Annotated in this window: 24 protein-coding genes, 1 riboswitch and 1 other annotated feature; of the genes, 2 read left to right on the top strand and 22 right to left on the bottom strand. The window is 41.6% G+C overall.

The window, feature by feature from the left end:
* Window positions 1-36: 36 nt before the first annotated feature.
* Window positions 37-262 (bottom strand) — a binding site (T-box leader).
* Between the two features lie 42 nt (window positions 263-304).
* The 10 genes from nagB to LC036_RS01890 all read right to left on the bottom strand — a co-directional run bounded on the left by nagB (window position 305) and on the right by LC036_RS01890 (window position 7,331).
* Window positions 305-1,045 (bottom strand): glucosamine-6-phosphate deaminase, encoded by a 741-nt coding sequence (gene nagB / locus LC036_RS01935; protein WP_226577465.1) that lies wholly within the window; start codon window positions 1,043-1,045, stop codon window positions 305-307.
* Window positions 1,042-2,226 carry an N-acetylglucosamine-6-phosphate deacetylase gene (gene nagA / locus LC036_RS01930; RefSeq protein WP_226577462.1) on the bottom strand — a complete coding sequence of 395 codons (1,185 nt, stop codon included), beginning with the start codon at window positions 2,224-2,226 and terminating at the stop codon, window positions 1,042-1,044. The genes nagB and nagA overlap by 4 nt, the downstream gene beginning before the upstream one ends.
* A gap of 293 nt (window positions 2,227-2,519) precedes the next feature.
* Window positions 2,520-2,813, bottom strand: coding sequence for a hypothetical protein (locus tag LC036_RS01925; protein ID WP_226577457.1), 294 nt, complete (start codon window positions 2,811-2,813; stop codon window positions 2,520-2,522).
* 72 nt (window positions 2,814-2,885) lie between these two features.
* Window positions 2,886-3,035, bottom strand: coding sequence for a hypothetical protein (locus tag LC036_RS01920; protein WP_226577454.1), 150 nt, complete (start codon window positions 3,033-3,035; stop codon window positions 2,886-2,888).
* Window positions 3,036-3,135: 100 nt separating this feature from the next.
* Complete coding sequence (locus LC036_RS01915; protein ID WP_226577451.1) at window positions 3,136-3,414, bottom strand: hypothetical protein; 279 nt, start codon at window positions 3,412-3,414, stop codon at window positions 3,136-3,138.
* A 360-nt stretch (window positions 3,415-3,774) separates the two neighbouring features.
* A complete protein-coding gene (locus tag LC036_RS01910; protein ID WP_226577450.1) occupies window positions 3,775-4,854 on the bottom strand; it encodes a phosphotransferase in 1,080 nt (359 codons plus the stop codon).
* A gap of 119 nt (window positions 4,855-4,973) precedes the next feature.
* Window positions 4,974-5,414 (bottom strand): hypothetical protein, encoded by a 441-nt coding sequence (locus LC036_RS01905; RefSeq protein ID WP_226577446.1) that lies wholly within the window; start codon window positions 5,412-5,414, stop codon window positions 4,974-4,976.
* A gap of 107 nt (window positions 5,415-5,521) precedes the next feature.
* On the bottom strand, window positions 5,522-6,043 hold the full coding sequence (locus LC036_RS01900; protein ID WP_226577443.1) for a GNAT family N-acetyltransferase: 522 nt from the start codon (window positions 6,041-6,043) through the stop codon (window positions 5,522-5,524).
* A 19-nt stretch (window positions 6,044-6,062) separates the two neighbouring features.
* A complete protein-coding gene (locus tag LC036_RS01895; protein WP_319004422.1) occupies window positions 6,063-7,085 on the bottom strand; it encodes a DUF2332 domain-containing protein in 1,023 nt (340 codons plus the stop codon).
* A 39-nt stretch (window positions 7,086-7,124) separates the two neighbouring features.
* Window positions 7,125-7,331, bottom strand: a complete 207-nt coding sequence (locus LC036_RS01890; RefSeq protein WP_226577437.1) for a hypothetical protein — start codon at window positions 7,329-7,331, stop codon at window positions 7,125-7,127.
* 48 nt (window positions 7,332-7,379) lie between these two features.
* On the opposite strand from LC036_RS01890, the gene LC036_RS01885 reads away from it, so the two are divergent.
* Window positions 7,380-7,886, top strand: a complete 507-nt coding sequence (locus LC036_RS01885; RefSeq protein WP_226577434.1) for a hypothetical protein — start codon at window positions 7,380-7,382, stop codon at window positions 7,884-7,886.
* Window positions 7,887-7,974: 88 nt separating this feature from the next.
* Here LC036_RS01885 and LC036_RS01880 read toward each other — a convergent pair whose 3' ends face one another.
* The 10 genes from LC036_RS01880 to LC036_RS01835 all read right to left on the bottom strand — a co-directional run bounded on the left by LC036_RS01880 (window position 7,975) and on the right by LC036_RS01835 (window position 17,930).
* Window positions 7,975-10,203: a YhgE/Pip domain-containing protein gene (locus LC036_RS01880; RefSeq protein ID WP_226577431.1), complete on the bottom strand. Its 2,229-nt coding sequence runs from the start codon at window positions 10,201-10,203 to the stop codon at window positions 7,975-7,977.
* 421 nt (window positions 10,204-10,624) lie between these two features.
* Entirely contained in the window at window positions 10,625-11,116 is a 492-nt protein-coding gene (locus LC036_RS01875) for a GNAT family N-acetyltransferase (RefSeq protein WP_226577428.1), read from the bottom strand.
* A gap of 410 nt (window positions 11,117-11,526) precedes the next feature.
* On the bottom strand, window positions 11,527-13,080 hold the full coding sequence (locus LC036_RS01870; protein WP_226577426.1) for a methyl-accepting chemotaxis protein: 1,554 nt from the start codon (window positions 13,078-13,080) through the stop codon (window positions 11,527-11,529).
* A 376-nt stretch (window positions 13,081-13,456) separates the two neighbouring features.
* Window positions 13,457-14,164 carry a hypothetical protein gene (locus tag LC036_RS01865; RefSeq protein WP_226577423.1) on the bottom strand — a complete coding sequence of 236 codons (708 nt, stop codon included), beginning with the start codon at window positions 14,162-14,164 and terminating at the stop codon, window positions 13,457-13,459.
* Window positions 14,165-14,366: 202 nt separating this feature from the next.
* Window positions 14,367-14,705: a hypothetical protein gene (locus tag LC036_RS01860; protein ID WP_226577420.1), complete on the bottom strand. Its 339-nt coding sequence runs from the start codon at window positions 14,703-14,705 to the stop codon at window positions 14,367-14,369.
* Between the two features lie 19 nt (window positions 14,706-14,724).
* Entirely contained in the window at window positions 14,725-15,366 is a 642-nt protein-coding gene (locus LC036_RS01855; RefSeq protein ID WP_226577417.1) for a hypothetical protein, read from the bottom strand.
* Window positions 15,363-15,935 (bottom strand): GNAT family N-acetyltransferase, encoded by a 573-nt coding sequence (locus LC036_RS01850; RefSeq protein WP_226577413.1) that lies wholly within the window; start codon window positions 15,933-15,935, stop codon window positions 15,363-15,365. The genes LC036_RS01855 and LC036_RS01850 overlap by 4 nt, the downstream gene beginning before the upstream one ends.
* 50 nt (window positions 15,936-15,985) lie before the next feature.
* The gene (locus LC036_RS01845) at window positions 15,986-16,564 is read right to left on the bottom strand and encodes a class I SAM-dependent methyltransferase (protein WP_226577410.1); all 579 of its coding nucleotides are present in this window, start codon (window positions 16,562-16,564) and stop codon (window positions 15,986-15,988) included.
* Window positions 16,565-16,570: 6 nt separating this feature from the next.
* Window positions 16,571-17,563, bottom strand: coding sequence for a S66 peptidase family protein (locus LC036_RS01840; RefSeq protein ID WP_226577408.1), 993 nt, complete (start codon window positions 17,561-17,563; stop codon window positions 16,571-16,573).
* A gap of 19 nt (window positions 17,564-17,582) precedes the next feature.
* Window positions 17,583-17,930, bottom strand: coding sequence for a VOC family protein (locus tag LC036_RS01835; RefSeq protein WP_226577405.1), 348 nt, complete (start codon window positions 17,928-17,930; stop codon window positions 17,583-17,585).
* 317 nt (window positions 17,931-18,247) lie between these two features.
* A riboswitch (purine riboswitch) is annotated at window positions 18,248-18,349 on the top strand.
* A gap of 135 nt (window positions 18,350-18,484) precedes the next feature.
* Here LC036_RS01835 and LC036_RS01830 point away from each other — a divergent pair.
* Window positions 18,485-19,675, top strand: a complete 1,191-nt coding sequence (locus LC036_RS01830; protein WP_226577402.1) for a NupC/NupG family nucleoside CNT transporter — start codon at window positions 18,485-18,487, stop codon at window positions 19,673-19,675.
* Between the two features lie 84 nt (window positions 19,676-19,759).
* Here the strand turns inward: LC036_RS01830 and LC036_RS01825 are convergent, their stop codons facing one another.
* Together LC036_RS01825 and LC036_RS01820 are read right to left on the bottom strand one after the other, a co-directional pair.
* Window positions 19,760-20,299 (bottom strand): hypothetical protein, encoded by a 540-nt coding sequence (locus tag LC036_RS01825; protein WP_226577400.1) that lies wholly within the window; start codon window positions 20,297-20,299, stop codon window positions 19,760-19,762.
* 184 nt (window positions 20,300-20,483) lie between these two features.
* Entirely contained in the window at window positions 20,484-20,993 is a 510-nt protein-coding gene (locus LC036_RS01820; protein ID WP_226577397.1) for a GNAT family N-acetyltransferase, read from the bottom strand.
* Window positions 20,994-21,462: the final 469 nt, after the last annotated feature.

Genomic DNA, 21,462 nt, shown 5'->3' with positions numbered 1-21,462 from the left:
TATGAAAAATGGCCAATAAAAAAGACACGCCCCATCGATTGGGACGTGTCTTATCACGCGTTACCACCCAAGTTGAAGAATGAGATTTCCCTCTTTCTTCCCCTCAAAAAGATATCGGATTATCCGTCTTTTACTACTCTTATTCATTTCGTAAAAGAAGCTCAAGAAAGTAATTCGTCCAGCTATTTGTATCGGTTCTCACCAGCCACCGACTCTCTGAAACAGGGATATCTGCACTACTTCGTTCTGTCATCACCATTTTTTATTAAATTTAGAATAATGTTACTTTTATTCCTCATCCCTGTCAAGTTTCTTTTTCAATTGCCTTTTGATAGGCAGCTTGATCGACAATCAGGGTCATATCCTGATGATCTTTTAACGAGGAGGCTGGAAATTGTTCCGTCCGTTCACTTTCAATAAACTGCTTAATGGCAGTCGCTTTCCTCTCACCTGAAGCTAATAGAAGGATGCGCCGACTTTTTAATATGGAGCGGATTCCCATTGTCACCGCTTGTGTAGGTACGTCTTCCATTGATGAAAAAAAGCGGGCGTTTGCTTCTCTCGTTGAATCCGTTAATTGAACGATATGCGTCTCACTTTCAAACGACGTACCAGGCTCATTAAAGCCGATATGTCCATTTTCACCAATGCCCAACAGCTGTAAATCAGGCGGTCCGATCTCTTCAACCAGTCGCTCATACCGGATGCATTCCTTTTGTAGATCTTCTGCCTTCCCGTCAGGAATATACGTGTTCTCATCAGATATATTAATGTGGGAGAACAATTTTTGATTCATAAAATAACGGTAGCTCTGGGGGTGATCAGGGCTGAGACCAATATACTCATCCAAGTTGAAAGTTGAAACCCGGCTGTAATCCGTCCGTCCTTCCTCATACCCCTGTATCAGTTCTTGATAGGTGCCGAGCGGCGTACTACCGGTAGCTAAACCTAATACAGAAGCCGCTCTCATCTCTATCTGATTTTCAATAATAGAGCAAGCCCGCTCACTCAGCTCCTTATAATCTTTAACGACAATGATATTCACGCCCAACGCTCCCTTCCATCATAGCTGATGACTCCTCTACAAACCGTCATCACAACCCTGCCGTTTTCATCAAGCAGCACCAGGTCTGCGTCCTTTCCTACTGCAATACTGCCTTTTCGTTCATCGATTCCAAGCTCTCTCGCCGCATTCGTTGAAGTAATCTGAACCAGGTCCTCTGTCGTTACACCTACAGCCTGTTTCATCTTTTGGGCAGCTTCCTCCAACGTCAGGATGCTTCCGGCAAGCGTACCATCGGAAAGTCGTGCTTCACCGTCCTTCACAATGACATCCTGTCCGCCGAGATCATACATGCCAGGAGACAGACACTTTGCCCGCATGGCATCCGTAATTAAAACCGTACGTTCCCGGCCTAACAGTTGATACGCAAGTTTAACCGCTTCCGGGTGAACATGAATGAAATCAACGATCAGCTCTACCATCAGCTGCGGATGAGTCAATGCCGCTCCAACAAGTCCCGGCTCTCTATGATGCAGACCACTCATCTGATTGTATAAATGAGTAACGTGACTCGCTCCGCACGCCACCGCTTCACTTGCTTCATGCAAACTCGCATCACTGTGTCCTAAGGAACAAATGACTCCAGTACCGCTCACATTTTTAATAAACGATAGCGCTCCTTCTATTTCAGGAGCAAGCGTAACAAGACGGATACTGTTTCTGCTTGCTTCCTGCCACTTATTGAAAAGCTTAAGAGAAGGAGCAATAATATGATCGAGCGGCTGGGCCCCTGCTTTTTTCTTTGATAAAAAAGGACCCTCCAGATGGATACCAAGCAATTCAGCTTGTCCATTTGCCGGCTGTGATTCCAGATAATCTCCAGCCGTCTGCACCGCCTGGTGGATATTTTCTTCGGATTGAGTCATCGTGGTCGCCAAGAAGCTCGTTGTCCCTTCTTTTGGCAGTTGAGCAGCGATTCCTCCAAGGGCTTCTTTGGAGGAATCCATCACATCATGACCACTGGAACCATGAATATGAACATCGATAAAACCAGGCACCAGAGTGAACGTTTCTCCCTTCCCATCAATCACGTGCGCATCATGCACCTCCTTGCTTACCTGTGAAATGCTTTCTATTTTACCGGATGTGATACGGATCGTCCCGGCTGGGATTGTCCCACCTTCGCTGATAATCTTCACGTTGGTTATGATTAGATCACTCATGACGCCTGCTCCCTTCCATCCACACTGAATAACTTCCAATCTATTCTAATTTTTCTTTTCCCACAAAAGAGGGAAGCAGAAACCATTATCCCCTGGCCTAACGGTATTCTATGTATAGAAATTCCCCCGCTATAAGCGTTGGACATTCTTGTCAGTAGATAGACAAATTATAGTTATCTATACCAATTATAAGGTGTAAAACAAACCACAGCGCTTCCTCTTCTTCCTTCACTAACGTATTTTTATTTATTTTAGTATAAAGACGGCACCCTTTTACGAGTATCAGCTTTTAATTACCTTTCAAAATAAACAGCAAGTAAAAAGCCGGTACAGACAGTAGAGACGATAAAAGATAAAATAGTCAAACCAAGTTTAGATCTCTTTGATAGTTCCTCAAACCGGTCAAATAACTGAGGAATTAAGCGAAAATACGAAAGCAGAACGACAAGGATCAGGAGCACCCTAAACATGTCAGGCTGACTGAAACCACCCAGGGGCTTTCGAAAGTTGTCCTCTGCATAGAAGAAAGCTAATTGAAAAACGGTATGCAGAAAGAAGCTGTACAAGAAAAAATAAATAAACTTCATTGTTGGTTCCTTTCTCATCATTGATTATAAAAGCTTCGTACTCTAACTGTCCGGCTGTTTTCTATGTACGCATCATTTTTGGTTTCCTTTTATCATCACTTTCATCAAGGATTTAACCTCTTCGATTTCGGTCTGCTGTTTTTTTATCATTCTTTTCATATCACTGATTGTGAAAAGAAGATACAAAACGATGATGATTAATACAAGCATAAATAATCCCATTATTTCCTCCTAACGCATCTTTAGACCATCAAATGAGTCAGAGGATCCCTCAGACTAATAAAGGACAACTTTTAAGAAAGGGGCTTCCAGACATCCCTTCTCAAGTGACCTCTTCAAAGCCTTCCAGCTTAAACCCTCCGTACTCTTTAATAAATGTGAACCGGTATGTATGTGGTCTGGTTTTCCCATCCGTTTTCTCTATTAATTCAGCTGTCATGTAGTATAGGTAATAGCTTCGGCTGATTTCTACTATCTCAATAGCCACTAAATCTTTTCCAGAGAAAAATTTATGGGGATTCATTGATAAAGCCATCGTTTCACTTAATAAGGATTTCCTCATTTTCTTCTGTTCTCTGTTGTTTTGTTCTTTGTTTGACAAGTCGTAATACCCTTCAACGTTTTCCTCACCCACCCTCTGCAAATAACTCGTTGTGTAGAAATAAGGCGTAAACATCTGGTAAGTAAAGAAAAGAATGATGCAGAGACTTAAAACCCCTTGTATAAAAAACGAAAAGCGCAGGGGGTTTGTCTATTGAACTAAATGCCGTCCGATCCAGAAAGCACCTAAAAGAAAGAGTAATACGATAGTGGTATAGATTAAAGTGTTCACATAGATAAAGTCCAGCCAATTATCATTTGTTATGAACATATAGAATAGAAACAAAGAGATTAAAAGTTTAGAGACTCTGCTGATAAACATACGCATAGAAACTTTTCACCACCTTTGTCTATATATACTTCAGAGTCTATTCTTATAACGTTTCATCCGCGCATTTGCAGTAATGAAGCTTTCTGCCATCAAGCCCGGCATCGACTTTTCCCAGCCTACCTGCTTAAGGAAGAACTGACCTAGATAACCATAAAAGAGCGGGGACACCATCATCGCCAAATCAAACATTTTCAATTTCAACAACTCACTCGAGTGATTACATTCCTTTAAATAAGCATTCCTGAGCTCTCTTTGGGCAGGCGTCCATTGGATATAAATATATTCCTCATCTGACTCTACCTCGTATTTGGTAACTTCATTCAATAACTTGTCCAATGAAAAGAACGGGTTTGAAATGACGGCCTCTTCAAAATCATAAAGCATGATTTCCTGCTCCTTGGTTACAACAGCATTGTTTGTATGAAAATCGATATGGTAGATGGATAAAGGAGCATCCATAATGGATAATTCATCACAAATCTCTTGAGTGAGTTCGATCATTTTCATGAGATGGTTGGGGTTGGAAATTTCTTCGAGGTCTTCGAGAGACAAATGAAACTGTTTATGTAATTGTAAGGAATCAGACTTCCACACGGGGGCAAATTCATTCATTGCCTTAATGATATAAGTCTTCAGCGTATGTTTTAACTCCTGATAGTCATATACAGGAATACCTTTTTTAAGCGGTTCATCTAGTTTTTCAAACTCCGATTGTAAACGTGCCATTGTTCCGGCCATTTCATAGATCAAATCCGGATTGTTTAACTCCCTCACTTGTTTCCCTTCGAATTTTTCAAAAAGCAGCCACGTTTGAGAACCCTTTACTTCCCCTTTGATATAGGATAGGACATGCTTAGAATGTAAGCTTTCCAACGCTTCATATATGGATGGGGATGTCTTAAATAGAGGTAAAAACCCTACCTTTAAGACCACTTCTTTCGTTTCACCTGCTTTGACAACTTTAAATAAAGCTGTCATTCCCCAGTCGTTGGACCTGAATACTTGAACCGGCCCCTCCACACTTGTAACACCTGGAATATTTGAACTTAACCATTGCTTCGCTTCTTTTGCCTTAACTAAATCTTCCTTCCATATAAGTTCATCCTGCATGAGATCCCCCTCTTTTCTACATAGTAACTATGTTTTCACCTTTTAATTTCAGTACAGACATGTGATTCGTTATCTATTATTCAACACAGCTATAAACGAATGACAATTACCTTTTAACTTCATCTATCCTCTCTAATAAATGAACCGTTCATAGTGTAAGAGGAACGTTGTCTGGTACGAACCACCTGATTGATGATCAGGTAACCGTTATAAAGCAGCACGACACTTGAATAAAGCAAACTTGAAAGTTCCAGCTGTGCAAAGGAAGAATTGAAGTACTCCGCTCCTATATGGACGCTTAGGAACAGCAAGTTCACAATTAATATAAATGCGAAACACATCCCTGCGACGGCATTTTCTTTCAGGGTCTGTAATAAGCTTGAACCGATTAAAAAACATACAGCCGATAAGGCAAACAGCACATGCACAGCAAGAGCTTCTGAAATAGAGTAGGTAACAGGAATATCAGAAGTAATGAGCATACGATAAAGGAAGCCCGATCCCCCGCTTATCACTCCTAAGATTAAAAACAAATTCATAACCATTTTCTTTCTATCCATCTTCTCCACCTTTTTTATCAATATTTTAAGTATGTTGAGGTAAAAACCATAATGAAAGAACTTCTACAGAGAAGAAGTTCAGGTTTATTCATATCTTCAGCCTTGTGTTAAAGTAGTTTCTCCATCCGGATGTCCGCCCACATCTTTTCTTTCCAATAGGTGAAGTTTTCTAAACGGGCAAATGGCTTGAACCCTCGCTTTTGATAAAGACGCTGAGCGGTTTCATTAAACTCAAACACTCCAAGCTCCATCCGGCCAAGGCCTGCCTCTTTAATCTGTCCCTCCAGGTATTCCATCGCTTTTAATCCAATGCCCTTCCCGCGTCCTTTTTCTTCGCCGATCGTAATGCCGATCCATGCAGTGCCTGGAATTTTTCTGTGAAGGTGGGGCGGATCAATCATATAATTCATTTCACCTACCAGCTGATGATTCCAATAGATAAAATACGTCTCATGATTTACGAGGTGATTTCTCAAGTCTTCTAACGTCACTTCCCCGCGCCGGTCAAGCTCCTCCTGATTCTTATTCGGACGAGTCAACGGGATAAGTGCCGGATCATTATTCCAGCGATTAAAGGATGCAATCTGCTCGTTTGTCGGCGTTGTTAATTTTATAAACGATGGATTCATTTGTCATCTCACTCTTTTCTTAAAAATCGAAGGACCAATCGAACCATCGCCCGTGGCCTTCCGTTTCTCCCACGATTTTCTGCTCTTTTCTTCCATTGACATAAGCATCTATATACAGCCTGTTGTCATGGATATTGTTATAGACATGAAAAGTTGTACGGGTGCGTCCAATCTTTTCTATATTATGTAGAAGCTCTTTCTTGGCGTTTTCCGGTATCTGATTAGCTACATGAGTATGAAAAATACAAAGAGCACGGTCAGAGGGGATATCAGCAGATAGTTCAGTTATCTCATTTACGCCGTCTCCTTCCCTTAATTCAGGAGGAGCGGCCAGCCAATGCCGGACGGCCTGCTCAAAGTTTTCCCTCCGGTCACTATGTTCCGGCCAGATGAGAGCTTTCAGCCAAAGCTCATCTTCCTTTTTAGACAAATCGTTGATATGTAAATCAACACCTACTCTCTCTGCGATCACTGGCGGCTGCGTGAGGAAGGCAGGAAAAGTTCCCCTTCTCACTTTTGAAGAGATCGTAAGAGAAGAAGAAGGATTCCCATAAACAGATTCCCCTCCATAAGAATACGCGTATCGGTCACATAGGAGCTGAAGTCCAGCACTCGTGCCAATTTCAATAAGGGCTAACTTTTGATTTGCTTTCTGCTGAATATAGCAGAAAATTGGATATAAATACGCGCACCTTCCGACTTCATTTGTCTGTACCCTCTTCTGTTTAAGCAGCGATAGAATATCCCTTTTATTTTCAAGGCAGAAGCTTTTAAAGGGAGGAAAGGCTTCCTGTTCAGGACGTGGATGAGATACCAGGCTTGGATAAAACTGACGAAGCGGATGATCATACCCTTTCATCAGCAGATAGTGGACAGCTCCAAAAAACATGTTCGGAACCGGCTGTCCTTCTTGTGTACGATCAGCTAATTGAAGCAGCTGGTCGTCCTCTGCTATTTTTAAAGAGAGCGACTGATAAAAAGGACTCGATCCTTCACACTCAAGCAAACCAAAATTCTTAAACTTCTGCTGCAAGTCCCTCATCATACCTTCTCCTCTCTGCTCTTATTAGAATCTCCTGCTCTATCCGTAAAAACCTGCAAACTGCAGGACGGTTACCCCAAGAAAAGTGACCACAGCTCCTGCAGCTCCGATGATTATGACGGTTTTTCTTTCTTTTGTTTCCGCCCACACCATTATTCCCAGGATAAGCGTAAACACCAGACCAAAAAAGATGGAAGCGGCTGCACTTGTCGGTGTAACCCAGTCAAACCAATTCAGAAAATCCATACCCGTACCCCTTTCAAAAAAGATGGACAACGGAAATCAGATCATTCAATGCATCTAAGAGCTGTTGGGTGTCTGGTCATTAAAAACGATAGGTACTTTTTAAACTGCTTTTACGTTAGCTGCCTCCATTTTATCCTACCACAAGTTACCAATTGTGTGGATCCTGTTGATCCGATAAGGTATCATCAGCAGTCTTCTACAGAAAGGGTGGACGAAAGCTTGTTTCCTGAAGCGAAAAGTGCATCACAGGTCGAATTTTATATCTTTATTGCTACCATGGTTTATCTGTTTCTTACGTTCTTCCTAACTTTTTATATCTTCTACAAAATCGCAATGATTTCTGGTCATCGAAAAATCAAAAATGTCTTTTTATTTCTTATGAGCCTCCTTCTTAGAATACCCTTCCAGCCAGTGGAAAGCATCGAAAAAACCAAGCTGACGTTCCGCGGTGCAATCAAAGAGGTCTATAAAGAAATCATTATTGTAGTTATCGTCACGCTTTGGTATGTGATTGGTTTATTCATCGGGTACCATCAGATATTAGACTTTCGTTAATTACATTCTGCTTGAATACAAAAAAGGAACTTCCAAATTGGAAGTTCCTTTTTTAAAGTCTTAATAGTAGGAATAACATTCTCTACTTTTAATGGAATAAACCTGATTCTCTTGATTTTTTCATCAGTTTTCTTGAATTTTCATGCAGTGGTCCTTTTAAGAAGGTTCCAATCGCCAGGAACAAAGCAGCAAATCCAGATAAGAAGAAAACATCTGTTTTAACGCGTTCCACAACTATTCCTCCAACCGCTTCCCTCATTAAATCAACCGCATAGGAGAATGGGAGGAATGGATGAATGTTCTGGAAGAATTCCGGAAGCAGTGCCACCGGGTACGTACCGCCTGAACCTGAGATTTGAAGGACAAGAAAGACAATGGCTCCCGCTTTACCTACATCTCCCAAAACGGATACGAGTGTAAAGACAATCGTCATGAAAACAAAGCTGATCGCAAATCCAAAGAGTACAAAGTATAGAGATTCAGCAATCCCGACCTTTAATATAAATAGATTCCCTAAGGTAACAACTAAGGTCTGCAGTAAGCCAATGCTTACAAAAGTCGCAAGCTTACCAAAGTACTGCTCAAATGATCGATACTCAGAAGGGTGCACCGGTTCGGTCGCTAACAACGAAACCAAAAGAAGAGCCCCTACCCATAAAGCCAGCACCGTATAGAACGGAGTCATCCCTGTCCCGTAATTTTCAATTGGGAAGAGGGCATTCTTATTCAAGCTTACCGGCTCTTCAAAAAAGCTTTCTTCTGCTTCAGGATCATTTTTCAAAAGCTCGATGATTTCATTAATATCCGTTTCCCCTTGGATATCTCGGATCCGATCGGCCATCTGATTGACTTTCTCGTTGACATAAGGATATTCATTCAACATGTATTCAAGAATATCCTGACCTTCTGCGATATTACTTTCGGTATTTCCTAGAATCCGATCGATCCGGGGGATCGTCGATTGAGCCTCAGTCAGGATGCTGCGGGCATCGGATAAGGTTTGCTGGGCTTGATTGATTTCATTCAGCACCCTTGGTTCAATATTTTCATTGTATTCCTTAAGAAAAGCATCGATTCGATCAGCCGTCTCTCCAGATTTCTCCTCGAGAGTCGTCAGCGTGTTATCAATCTCCTGTTGACTTTCCTTTAACCTTGAATCAAGTTGACCCGCGTCACTTTGGACGTTCTGCAGTCCCTCGCGAATAAGCCCAATATCTGATAAAGCCTGATTAATGGCTTCTTGAGACTGCTCTTGACCAGGCTGTTGGTTCTGGTTCTCTTCTCCATTTTCAGGATCTTCTTCGGTCTGCTGTTGCTGCTGCTCTTGCTGTCGCTGCTGCACCTGCTTCAGTAAATCTTCCACCGTGTTCAGCTGCTCCAACGCCTCGTTCGTCCGTTGGTTGATGCCATCCTTCAATTGAGTAACGGCACTTAGATCAAGATCTACAGATTGGACGTCATTGATAAAGCTGTTAACATCTTCTGCTGTTTGCTGCGCACTCTTTAAGTCAGATTGAACTTGAGGCGCAACTTCGTTTAACCTTTTTTCTGCATCATTTAAGAAGTTTGTTGTTTCCTCTATTGTGTCAAGACTTTGGTCCGTTACTCTCTCCGCCCTGGGCAGGAGGCCTTGTACATCATTAATGATGGATGCTGCACTTTTCGAATCATCATAAGCGCTGGAAATCAGATCATAAATCTCAGGTAAATTTTCCTCCAGCTTAAAGATATATTCTTCAAAGCGCTTAATGTCAGGCAGGTCTTTTTCAAGTTCTAAACCAAGCTCGTTAAACAGCTCAGCGACTGTTCCGTTCACTACCGAGATGAACTCACTGGTAATCTGATCAACGATGACGCTTGCCCCTTTTTCCGTAATCTTAGGTGCAATGGCATTGATCTTTTCATTCACATAATATTCCACCTGGGACTTTTCTGGTTTATCACTGATCACAGTTTCCAGTTTCTCCGAAAAATTATCCGGGATGACGATAACGGCGTAATAATCCCCGTACTCTACTTTGTCCATGGCCGTTTCACGATCGGTAAACTGCCAGTCAAAGCTGTCATTATCCTTCAGTTTCTCCACTAAATCATTTCCTACATCTATTTCTGTATCTCTTATTGTGGCCCCTTCATCTTCATTAACGACGGCAACAGGCAGCTGATCGGTCTGACTGTAGGGATCCCACGAAGCCTTAATGTTAAACCAGGCGTATAAAGAAGGCAGAACAATCAATCCACCAATTAATATCATAGCCACCCAGTTTGTCGAAATACTTTTCCAATCTCTAGCGAAAATTTTCCATATCTGTTTCATACGTGATGCTCCTGTATACATAATAATGAACGTTCATTCATTGAACAATTGTTCATTATACTCCTTTTTACAGGAGTTTGCTACATGTCATTTTAATGTAAACGCTTAAGCGGGGAGGATGTAAAGGGAAAAATTTTTAACGAACGATGGGAATGAAATGTACCGGCTTTTCTTAGTCTTCAGAAGTTCCTTCCAAAAGTACTTTTATAAAACTATATTTTTCAAATACAAGACCCCGTAAAGCAAAGCACCCCCGATGATAATGAATAATCCGACCATAAGGAATCCATACGTAAATCCTTTAAACATAGAGAATAAATCTAAACATATATTCTTAACTGTTTTTAGTATGACCCGCATACCCAAAATCTCTCCTTCAGTTGTACACAATCTGTATTCATTATTTTTCTTTTCAATCGAATTAAGGTTTAATCTCCCAATAAACCTCACCGTCCTCGACTCCTGTGGGTGTAAAACCTGATTTTTCCAACACACGGATCGAGGGCTTATTTTCTTCGGAACAACTCGCTGTGATCCTCTTAACGCCGGGCTGCTTCAAGCCCCATTCAATCATGGCCGCTGCCATTTCTGTCGCATATCCCCTGTCCTGAAAACCCGGCAGTATGCTGTAGCCTATATCCATATCCCCATTTTCATCTGGGCCGCCCTTAAAGCCCATATCACCCAGAATGGTTTGTTCATCTGTATTAATGATGATTCCTTCCCACTGATTTTCTTCTGGAAACTTACGAAACCGCTCAATCTTATAGGGCAGCATCTCTTTATAAACCTCCATTGGATACCCCTCAGGAACCCGGCACTTGGATAATTGCTCTAGCTGTCCCGGACTATGTAAGGAGGCTTCCATCATTTCAGCTGTAAATGTAGTGAGAGTCAGTCTCTTTGTCTTCATATAAGGCATTCGTTTATTCTCCCCTTTACGTTTAAAGTGGGTTACCCGGAATGTAATCAAATCAAAAAAAGCCTCCACCTCTTTGAAAGAGGCGAAGGCTTTTATAGTCTCCGCGGTACCACTCTAATTGTTAAAAAACCACTCAATCATTGATAACGAGGTTTCTCCCCGGCTTTTCCTACAAAAGGCTTCTCCAAAGTGCGCTTCATGACCTGTTCCGTGTAAGGCTCCCACCTCCCCTTACTCGCTTGTTCTTCCCAGATCACTACTCTCTTTATCATTGAATGTTGAATTATATCGTTTACAATATTTTACCATACCTTCAAAAGAGTAACACCTAAAGTAGGAATCCTAAACCAGGTACTTAATAGGATACAAAGACAGAGTAGCCTTTGATCAGCTCCTATTCATCAGCCTACTGCTCTTAAGTGTACAACAGGTACAGAAGTATCCCTCGGTTGTTCTTCGTTGATTTCTCTTATCAGTTGATTCATTTCAGCAGTCATTGAGGTTAAAGACTTAAATTGATGACTAATTTGTACAATGGAATCCATCTGATCCTTTGCCTTCTTATGTAGATTTTCATTATAAGCGGTTCCTTCTTTTGCAAAAGAAGCCATTTGATCAAATGTAGTAGAAACAGTTTGAACATGGGATAGCAAATGTTGACTCGCAGCCATGACTTCATTCGTCTGAGTTTCCACTTCTTCTGACTTGTGAGAAATGGAAGCAAGTAACTGTACGGAGTCATCCAAGTGTATCTGACTATCTTTCATTTGAAGGACTCCTCTCTTTGAAGCTTCATCCGCCTGGCCGATTTGATTTTGAATCTTCTCGACTATGGACAGAATCCGTTTCGTGGCTTCTTCAGACTGAAGGGCCAGTTTCCTTACTTCATCCGCTACGACACTAAACCCTCTTCCTTGTTCACCAGCCCGCGCAGCTTCTATGGAGGCATTTAGTGCTAACAGGTTTGTATGTTCAGTAATCGATGAGATCTCGGAAGTGATACTTCCAATGTCGGCTGACTGCTGACTTAACTGTTGAATGATTGAACTCGTCTGCTCAAGGGTGTCTTCTGTTTCTTTCATATTCATGGACACATGCTGAAGGGACGTATTTCCTTGATGTGTGGCGGCAGTTGTTTGTGTGGATTGTTCGGAAACAGCTTCAATGCTCCGGTTGATCTGCTCCAAAGCACTCAATACTTCTGATAAGTTATGAGCGCTGCTTTCATACTGATCAGCCTGCTCTTCAGCCCTTCGGTTTCGATCTTCCACAAGGTCTGTTACCCCTTCGAAGGACTGGGATGAAGATTGAGAAACCTGATTTAAATGGCCGATTGTCTCGTTTACAGAATTAGATACCCTCTCCATTTGGGAAAGCACAGATTTCATTCGCTTTTCCTTTTTTCTATTCTCGTTCTCTAAAGTCTGGACATGGTGATTTTTAAGTCGTATTTGATAGGATGTTCCTAAGCTGGTTAAAACAAGATAAATAGCGTGAAGGGCAAACATAAACCACGTGTACTGATTGGACCCATATAGAAAAGCTGTTCCAATAAACATCGCTGCTATATGAATAAGGGCAAAAACCCCGGTCATCAGTGCAAGTACATCGATTCGATCGTAAAAAGCAAGCAAAGAGACTACCAAGAAGATTGAAAAATGATAGACAACCATTCCTTCTCCATTCACTATCATTGCCAGGGTGATAAAGGTAAACAGCATACTATTCATCCACGGTAAACCAGCATGGGCTGGATTCCTGCGAAAGAAATAGAGGCTGATTACAAAAAGCACAACGGGTATTCCTAAACTTACGTAAAGAAACGGAAGATAAGCCTGCATTTGTAATGGTGTCCAATTCATTGGAATGGCGCGGTGAATAAAATGAATAACGAATGAGAGAAATATACCAATCCCGGCAAACAACAGCATCGTACGATTTTTCTGATTAACCAAAAGATCGTTCCTTCCTTTTATAAAAAATAGTATTTTAAAACCAATTCTTCTGTCCTATGTATCTTACCCCCATATATCCTCAATTCAAGATACCTAAACTTATATATTCTCTATACGAACGATCATTTCCTTCTAAAAAAGGAGATCCAATGATAGGATCTCCTCACATTCCGACTTTAATTTCTCCTGTTCTTTTCTTATGGACAGGAAACCGACCAGTGAACCGCTAAGAAAGTCTGTTCAACCACAGGGGTTTTCCCTTCGTTCAAGCATGCGTTTTTTGCTTGGTGAAAGGCATAATAGTTAGAAGTCGTTCCGATTGAAAGAAAGACAGCAAGTATTATGGATTGTATCCACCTTTTCCTTTTCACATTGATCACTTTCGAAACAAATCAAAGAGTTTTTCCCAGGTACTCTTCGACCTCTTCACCGTTACTTCCAACTGCTGATTAAATTCATTCTGCGCCTGCCACTCTTTTTTCTGATCCTGTCTCATTTGCTGTAATTCCTGCTTCAGCATTTCACTTCGCTCTTTTTCTTCTTCAAGCAGTGTTTCATACTGATTCTTCTGCTGTTCCATCATTTTGTCCATTTTTGTGTGGGTCTTCTGAGAAAAATTCCCAACTCCTGAACTGATGACATGGTGATCCTGTTGAAGCCTGGAAACGGTGGACTTCAGTTCCGTCATGTCCTGCCGCAGTTGAACGTTCATCTCACGGCTTGCAGCAAGCTCATTCGCGAGAAGCTTCAACAGTTCTTTCGTCTGCTCTGGATTCTGCAGAGATTGATTGTATGTATCGGATATGGTAAGCGCCGTTTCTGTGTATCCGCCCAGCATTTCCTTCTGCTCATCTACAAGGATCTTCGCCTGCTCGTCCTGAGAAAGGTCCGTGTCCCGTATGGACTTTAAAGCATCAATATCCGTCCGGACAAAAATCCGGCGGTCACCATCCTTAAAGAATTCATATCCGTTCCGTTCGAGGATCTGGCCATACCTGCGAACCGTTGTTGTCGCAATGCCCACTTCTTCGGCCACTTCTTTTGTCGAGAATGCTCGCTCATTCGGCTGTATGTCGTGTCGCATAAGGGCCTCCTTTTCACTAAATAGGAAGGGGTTTTTCTTTAAAAGCTTCAGCAGTTAAAGAACTTGGTTAAACCTGCGCCTTCACTCTTTATTCTCCCTCTATTATACACGGTTTGGGACCGGTTGTATTTTACGGAAAAATTAAATTCCAGACTTTCTTTTCCCTATGATTCTTCTATTTGTACCACTCTTATACTAAAATTCATTGAGTCATGGACGTCATTTCCAACTCTTTTAAGAATTGAGAGCACTCCTCGTTCGATTGGAATACAAAGGCATAGCCATATTGAATCGGCTGTTTTCCTGTATGAGCGCGTTTTGGAAACTCTCTTAATGCTGTACTATGGGTTTCCTTTGAAGCTTTATTGTAAAGTTCTTCATCGGCCTCTACTTTTTCTGGATGCAGTACAATAGTCAACTGCTTATTAGGCAGAATATAGATGAAATCCCCATTCTCCCTATGTTCAAATTCCATAGCTTTCGGTGTTTCGTTCGTCATCGCATAATGATTATCAAAAAAGACTTTTCGGATGTTTTTCATGAGATTTAACCTCTTTCTATTATTTTGTTCTTAAAGGATATACCAATTCAATGTTGTCTTCTTCAGCCAGGGTTTTATAGTACCAATAGTTGTGATCAGCTCCGTGGATGCACAAAATTCTTTTACCCTCGTATTTTCTTACGGCATTTTTAACCCTTGCCAGCATGATAAAGTGCCGCGCATTCCATACTACATTCTGAACGTCAGGGTTTACGGTATGAAGCCATTTATACATCTTTTCAGTCACTTCATCGTACTCAAAGGAATTCAATGGAATCCTGTCAGCATTCCACGCAGATAACTGCTCTTCCTGCCACTGCATGTGTTCCTTTTCCAGGAGTTTACGCTTCTCCACCCCATACCTGTCAAAGGGTTCTTCTTCAAATACATCCTCTTCAAACCAGTTAACAGGAATAAAGGAAATATTGTTTTTCTCACAATACGGGAAAATCAACGATGGATACTCCTCTTGTGTTTCACCTAAGATTCCATAAGGCTTTCCCTCTATAAGATAGAGCTCCCAGCTTTTGGGGTGGACTTCTCCACAAATAACGTCAGGGTTGAATTCCTCTATCAATTTTTCTACCAGAGATAAGGGGTAGCGGTACTTCTTCTGCATTTCCTCATCGTGTGTCATTCCTAGAATTCCAACAGTAGTCATGATGCTCCCACCACCTGCTCTGCATTTTTCGCATAAACGGCATGATCCGTCCATTCGTCATTTTCATAGATGAATCCTTCACGAATACATTCAAAGGTCAGTCCAACACTCTCGGACAATTTCCTGGATGCCTCGTTATCAACACAGATATGAGCTTCAATCCTGTGAAATCCAAGGTCATAAAAGGCGATGTCTAAAGCGGATTTGACCGCTTCTTTGCCGTATCCTTTTTTCCAATACTGGTTGTGAATCGTGTAGCCGATTCTCGCCCACTGAAATTTGTCTCTTGCCAGGGTCGAAAAATCCACCATTCCTATATGCTGGTCATCCTCTTTTCGGAAGACAGCAAACACGTGAGCTGTATCTTCTACAGCCAGCGTCTGGTGTCTCTCCACCAAGTGATTAAACCAGGTTTCTGTGCATTCAGTCATATCTAAGCGCCCGGGGTCATGTTTATGTAAGGACGGGGAACGAGCTTCAAATGAGGAAAGCCATAATGTGTAATCGGATTTTTTCAGCGGTCGAATGATCAATCGTTCTGTTTCTCTTGCTACTGTAAACTCTGTCAATGGAACACCTCTTATCATACATTGTTCATATATTTCGGATACAATTCAGTTCAAATCCGTTGAGAATCTTCGCGCTTGATGGCATCCACAATTAAGGATGGTACCGTCAATGCTTCTTCATTTCTAGGGTCATATTTACTCGAACGGAAAATCACCCCGTCCTCCCCGCTCCACTCGTTTTCGCGAAAACTGCCATTTTCATCACAGTACTCCAAAAGCTTCACTTCAAATCCCGCTTCTTCAAAAAGACGGCTTAACGATATATAAGTATGTACGATTTTATGACTGGCAGCTGGGTGGTCAAGAGAACCCGGCCCTCCTACCTGGACAATCCGCTGATACTTTTCATCTTTAAAAAAGCCATCAGGCACCGCGCAGCGGATATACCCGTTTTCCTTCAGGTATTTCTTACAAACCTGCGCTGCTTTTACTCCCTCTTCATATGTAAGGTGCTCCCACACATGTTCAGCTAACACCGCTGATAAAGTAGAGGGAGTGAACCTTTGCTGCCATGTTTCTTCCTTCAGAAGATCCAATTCATCTTCCTGTGTGTGGTACCACCCCGGATTATTGTTGTAAGGTCCTGCCCCGATGACTACTTTTTTATCATCGACCTGATTCATTATCATTCACTCCTATAACCACGTTTCTATGCACTGTACACTCTTTTCCACCGTGTCGATTCTCACCCTTCTTCCAATCGCAAGCGGATGCATCGGGTGCGTATGGCAGGTATCAAAGTCAGCAAGTATCGGGATCTGCCTCCCATCCAGCTGCTCCAGTAATAGATCCAGAGTCTGTTTACCAGTTCCCAGATCATCATATTGCTCGTGCTTTCCAAGTAGAATTCCTGAGACTTTATCAAAAACGCCATGAACGTTTAACATGGCCAGATTCTTTTCAACAACCGCAGCATTTTTATTGCAGTCCTCCATTAAAAGAATATCTCCCTCTTTAATTTCAGGAAAATATTCCGAACCGATAAATCCATACATCGCATTCACATTACCACCAATTACACGTCCTTCAGCCCTTCCTTCTATTCCTGTGATCCATTCATTTGAATAAAGCGTTTTTTCGGTCGTTTTCTCAAGCCAGTTCACTGGTTCATCAGACCAGTAAGAAGGCATTGGAACAGAATATGGGATCCTTTCTTCGTTCACAAAATAATTTTCAAAATAACGGTATGTATCGTGAACAAGCGGGGCAAATTCTCCAAACGAAGGAATCAGTCCGGGGCCGTAATACGTGGGAATTCCCGTTTTGGCATATAGCGAAAGCAACAAAGCGGTCGTATCGGAGTAGCCAACTACAATCTTAGGATGTTCAGCAAAGGTCTTGTAGTCGATGTAAGGAAGAAGGCTGTTGGAATTTGTACCTCCAATGGTGGACATGACCATTGAAATTTCGGGATCCTGGATGAGCTCATTAAACTCCTCCGCCCTTTCTTTAGGTGTGCCGGATCGATAAATCTCAGACTTTCCGGTTAACCTGCCTTCTTTTATTCGAAATCCTTTTTCTTCAAGGAATCTTTTTCCCCGTTTATACCTTTCTTCAGCTGTAACCGTTGCCGGGGAGGAAGGTGTAAAAAGACCAATCGTATCCCCTTTCTTTAGTGGACGGAACATAGCGTCACTCCTTATGAATCTATTCAAAAAAGCAGACCTGCAGGCGGTTTCCATCAGGGTCATAAAAATCAAAGTAATGGTTGTCGCTATCCTTCATCAGTTTTCCGACTTGAACATTCTTTTCCTTTAAAGACTGATAGGTTTCTTCAATAGAATGGGAGTAGAAAATAGGATACGTCGTTTGGTTTATCCGGTCCATTCTTTCTCCTTCTTCTATGGTCAAAGGCGTTCCGCCACTTCCAACACGTAGCACGCAGTATCCCTCTCCTTCAAATACGGCTTCAAATCCCAGACGTGTTTGATACCATTTCTTGGACGCAGGTAAATCCTGCACCGTTACACATATCGTATCAATTCGATCGATCATGCGAATCCTCCCTATTCAATAAGGTCAAATTAAGTAAGACTAATGGAAAACACCAGGCTGTCACGGAGTAAAAACAGCGGCTAATAAAGGGCTTCCATTATAGAGGAAACAACCCAAATCATCTGTCATTCCTTTAGTTAACCGCCCCGACATTGTGCCTTATATGATACACATACATCTTTTTAATTATTTCAAAAAAGAGGAAATATCTCAATCTAAAAGAAAGGGATTTCAACAATTTATAAGAAATTTCGCCATTTTTAAACATTATCATTTACTCTTGTTATCCATTCACCCCTCTGCTAGAATCCTAATCAAATCACTTTACACGGATTCCTTATATAAATGTGGAAATATGGTCCACAAGTCTCTACCTGGCTACCGTAAATGGCTGGACTATAAGGAAAGTATAGAATTGCAGGGTTTCTTTAAACAGGAGCCCCTATTCTACCTCTTTCCTTTTTTCAATTGGAAAGAGGTTTTTTTTATTTTCATAGTGGTCTGACGTCTTACTACCTATGAGGGATCCGTTATATTCTAAGGAGGAACACATCATGAATTTAATTACAGGACTACTCTCACTAGTTGTTATTATCGCACTATGCTGGCTTCTCAGCAGCAACAGGAAAATGATCAAATGGCAGACGATCGTTGTCGGGCTTGCTCTGGAAGGGTTATTTGTTTATACCATGCTGAACGTTTCTTTTGGACAGTACCTGCTTAAGAAAACCGCGCTATTTATCCAAGGAATTATCGACTACAGTTCAGCCGGGATTGAATTTGTTTTCGGACCTCTCTTTGCACAAACAGACATTAACTTCTTATTTGGAATCAACGTACTTGGTGCTCTTATCTTTATATCTGCTTTAATTTCAGCGCTTTATCATATACGTCTCCTGCCTCTTATTGTTAAGTTTTTAGGTACCATTGTTGGAAAAGTACTGAAAACCTCGAAAGTTGAATCCTTCAGTGCTGTCGGAAACACATTTTTAGGTGTCGCTGAAGCCCCGCTTTTAGTCAAACCGTATTTAGATCGGATGACACGTTCTGAGACTTTTGCCATCATGGTGGGTGGAACAGCCTCAGCAAGTGGTGCCATTCTTGTCGGTTATGTCGGCATGGGAATTGACCTAAGGTATTTAATCATTTCTATTTTCAGCGTCCCATTTGTCTCCCTTGTCGTAGCTAAGCTTCTTGAGCCAGAAACAGAAACGTCAGAGCTGAACGAAGAAATTCAAATGGCTAAAGGAGATCACGCCAACGTATTTGAAGCTATTTCTGATGGTGCCGTTAATGGTGTGAAGCTGGCAGCAAACATCGGCGGCCTTCTCATTGCCTTTATCAGTGTCATCGCTCTAGTTAACGGAGTGCTTGGACTTGTGAATACAGACTTATCCACGATCTTCGGCTTTATCTTTTATCCTTTTGCACTCTTAATCGGAATTCCGTTAGCGGATGCCTTCCAGGCGGCATCTCTTATTGGAACAAAGCTTGCAGCCAATGAGTTCCTGGCCTACGCGAACCTGACAGACATGATGAGTGAGCTTTCCCCGAAAACCGTCGCCATTATGTCCGTAGCCCTTTGTAACTTTGCAAACTTGTCCTCCATCGGGCAGCTGATTGTTGGTCTTGGATCTCTTGCCCCTAATAAAAAGACACAAGTTTCAAAACTTGGACTAAAAGCGATTATCGGCGGTACACTGGCCAGCTTTATTACAGCCATCTTTGTTTCTATGTTTATATAAAGCTCTCATAAAATTTTTTATGGATATGAAGAAACCCCCTGTTTGTCATCTACAAACAGGGGGTTCAATCTTTCAGTCATTTTCTTAATTTAATGCGGTTCGTAATTCTTCATCGTTGATATATTGAATGCTCGTAAGTTTCCCGTCTTCATTCGTGTACGCTGTCCCTTCCACAGTCATCGTTTCACTTTCACCCGATTCATTATTTGTATAGGACACTTTCACAGTGAAGCTATGATGGCCTTCTTCATCTTTTTCTTCAAGTGTGATTTCATCAACTATCAGCGCATATTCGGGATAAGCTGGTTGTAAGAACGTCCATGCTCCATTCGTGTTTACAAATCTCTCAAAAAAGCTTTCACTCATATACGGCTGGAAATTTTCCTTATAATATTCATCAAGCTTTTCTCCTTTATCTTCCACATCACTATCAGATGCCAGTAACGCTTCCTGTTCTTCTCCGGGTCCATCGAATACATTTTCAAGTACAGTTGAAATATTATCCTCACCTTGGTTTTGACTCTCACTTTCATCTGAGCTATTCCCCACCTCTGTGCAGCCAGCAGCCAGTAGAAGAATTCCCAACAGCGTCAACGGCAGCAAGTAATTCTTGTATTTTTTCATAAAGTGTCCCCTCCGGTCTATTCGTATTTAATCCTCTATCATTACATACGGACGAACACCCATTTTCGTTTCAAGATATGAACCATCATCCTTAACACTGCTATTAAAAGAAGCAAAGGAGAAACTTGCCGGCTTCTCCTTTGCTTCTTTTGAGATTATTCCATTTGTACTCGACAAACTTCCTCTATATAGGTCGGGAGTATCTGAGAGATACATAGCTGGCAGCTTCTTCACTGCCATAACCTTTTTCTTCCCGTTGAAAATGAAAGCCTCTTGCTTCGTAAAAAGGAATCCCCCGGTTGTTTCCTTTCTGCACAGACACCCACTGCTCAACAGCTCCGAACTCTTCTTTCTGCTGTTTCGTTAAAACTTCCAGCAGCTTTGTACCGATTCCTTCTCCGCGCCTGTCAGGATCCAGGTACAGCACATAAACTTCACCAGCCTTATCACTAATCATGCCGCCTCCGCAGGCGCCTGCAACTTTACCGTTTTCTATAGCTGCGAAGTATCCGCCCCAATCCCTGCTCGAATGGGTGACTTCTTCTAAAATCCGCTCCGGGTTATAAAATTCTTTTATGACGAGCTCTAAATAGGATTGTGTGTAAATGTGCTGATAGGCGGCCTGATTTCCACGTGTGCATATATCCACAATCCCCTCTACATGCTCTTCTCCAGCTTTTACAATTTGAACCATCCCCCGTCCTCCTCTCTACCAGCTTTTATTCAATTCTTTATTCTATCCTTCTTTTGAAGCACAAAATCTACATTCTTTTGTAAAGGATTAAGCATACAAAAGATACGATCAAACAAAGGAATGCTGAAAATAGAAGTCCTATTCCCATCCAAATTTGAAATGGACCTCCTCCTAAATGACTGAAGGGATAGGGTCCGTTTATAATCCACAAATACCGCTCCTTGTCTCCGTGAATGAACCAATATAAAAGAAACGGACTTACAAATAAGAGAAATGAAAAGCCCTGAAATAAGGATGAGCAAAGTTTTAATATCATTTTCATAATGACAATCACCTGTACGAGCTTTTGTTCTCCTAATTATTTCAAATTCCATTATTCCTCACAAATTTTTCTCATCTTCTAAAGGCTCCATTGAAGTCTTCTATCCATCTCCTGTAATTTTAACTCTACAAGAGTACATGTGTGGAA

Source organism: Halobacillus litoralis, from assembly GCF_020524025.1.
GTDB lineage: Bacteria > Bacillota > Bacilli > Bacillales > Halobacillaceae > Halobacillus > Halobacillus litoralis_D.
The sequence above is the reverse complement of the archived record's forward strand: the minus strand, read 5'-3'. Positions and strand labels throughout refer to the sequence as shown.

Coding starts and splice junctions, on each gene's coding strand:
- LC036_RS01840 (WP_226577408.1), bottom strand. CDS start 17,563: ATGTTCCGTCCACTAAAGAAAGGGGATACGATTGGTCTTTTTACACCT.
- LC036_RS01855 (WP_226577417.1), bottom strand. CDS start 15,366: ATGACTACTGTTGGAATTCTAGGAATGACACACGATGAGGAAATGCAG.
- LC036_RS01825 (WP_226577400.1), bottom strand. CDS start 20,299: ATGAAAAAATACAAGAATTACTTGCTGCCGTTGACGCTGTTGGGAATT.
- LC036_RS01835 (WP_226577405.1), bottom strand. CDS start 17,930: ATGATCGATCGAATTGATACGATATGTGTAACGGTGCAGGATTTACCT.
- LC036_RS01830 (WP_226577402.1), top strand. CDS start 18,485: ATGAATTTAATTACAGGACTACTCTCACTAGTTGTTATTATCGCACTA.
- LC036_RS01880 (WP_226577431.1), bottom strand. CDS start 10,203: ATGAAACAGATATGGAAAATTTTCGCTAGAGATTGGAAAAGTATTTCG.
- LC036_RS01900 (WP_226577443.1), bottom strand. CDS start 6,043: ATGAATCCATCGTTTATAAAATTAACAACGCCGACAAACGAGCAGATT.
- LC036_RS01920 (WP_226577454.1), bottom strand. CDS start 3,035: ATGGGATTATTTATGCTTGTATTAATCATCATCGTTTTGTATCTTCTT.
- LC036_RS01895 (WP_319004422.1), bottom strand. CDS start 7,085: ATGAGGGACTTGCAGCAGAAGTTTAAGAATTTTGGTTTGCTTGAGTGT.
- LC036_RS01885 (WP_226577434.1), top strand. CDS start 7,380: ATGCATCTAAGAGCTGTTGGGTGTCTGGTCATTAAAAACGATAGGTAC.
- LC036_RS01845 (WP_226577410.1), bottom strand. CDS start 16,564: ATGATAATGAATCAGGTCGATGATAAAAAAGTAGTCATCGGGGCAGGA.
- nagA (WP_226577462.1), bottom strand. CDS start 2,226: ATGAGTGATCTAATCATAACCAACGTGAAGATTATCAGCGAAGGTGGG.
- LC036_RS01925 (WP_226577457.1), bottom strand. CDS start 2,813: ATGAAGTTTATTTATTTTTTCTTGTACAGCTTCTTTCTGCATACCGTT.
- LC036_RS01890 (WP_226577437.1), bottom strand. CDS start 7,331: ATGGATTTTCTGAATTGGTTTGACTGGGTTACACCGACAAGTGCAGCC.
- LC036_RS01865 (WP_226577423.1), bottom strand. CDS start 14,164: ATGCGACACGACATACAGCCGAATGAGCGAGCATTCTCGACAAAAGAA.
- LC036_RS01860 (WP_226577420.1), bottom strand. CDS start 14,705: ATGAAAAACATCCGAAAAGTCTTTTTTGATAATCATTATGCGATGACG.
- LC036_RS01875 (WP_226577428.1), bottom strand. CDS start 11,116: ATGAAGACAAAGAGACTGACTCTCACTACATTTACAGCTGAAATGATG.
- LC036_RS01910 (WP_226577450.1), bottom strand. CDS start 4,854: ATGCAGGATGAACTTATATGGAAGGAAGATTTAGTTAAGGCAAAAGAA.
- LC036_RS01820 (WP_226577397.1), bottom strand. CDS start 20,993: ATGGTTCAAATTGTAAAAGCTGGAGAAGAGCATGTAGAGGGGATTGTG.
- LC036_RS01905 (WP_226577446.1), bottom strand. CDS start 5,414: ATGGATAGAAAGAAAATGGTTATGAATTTGTTTTTAATCTTAGGAGTG.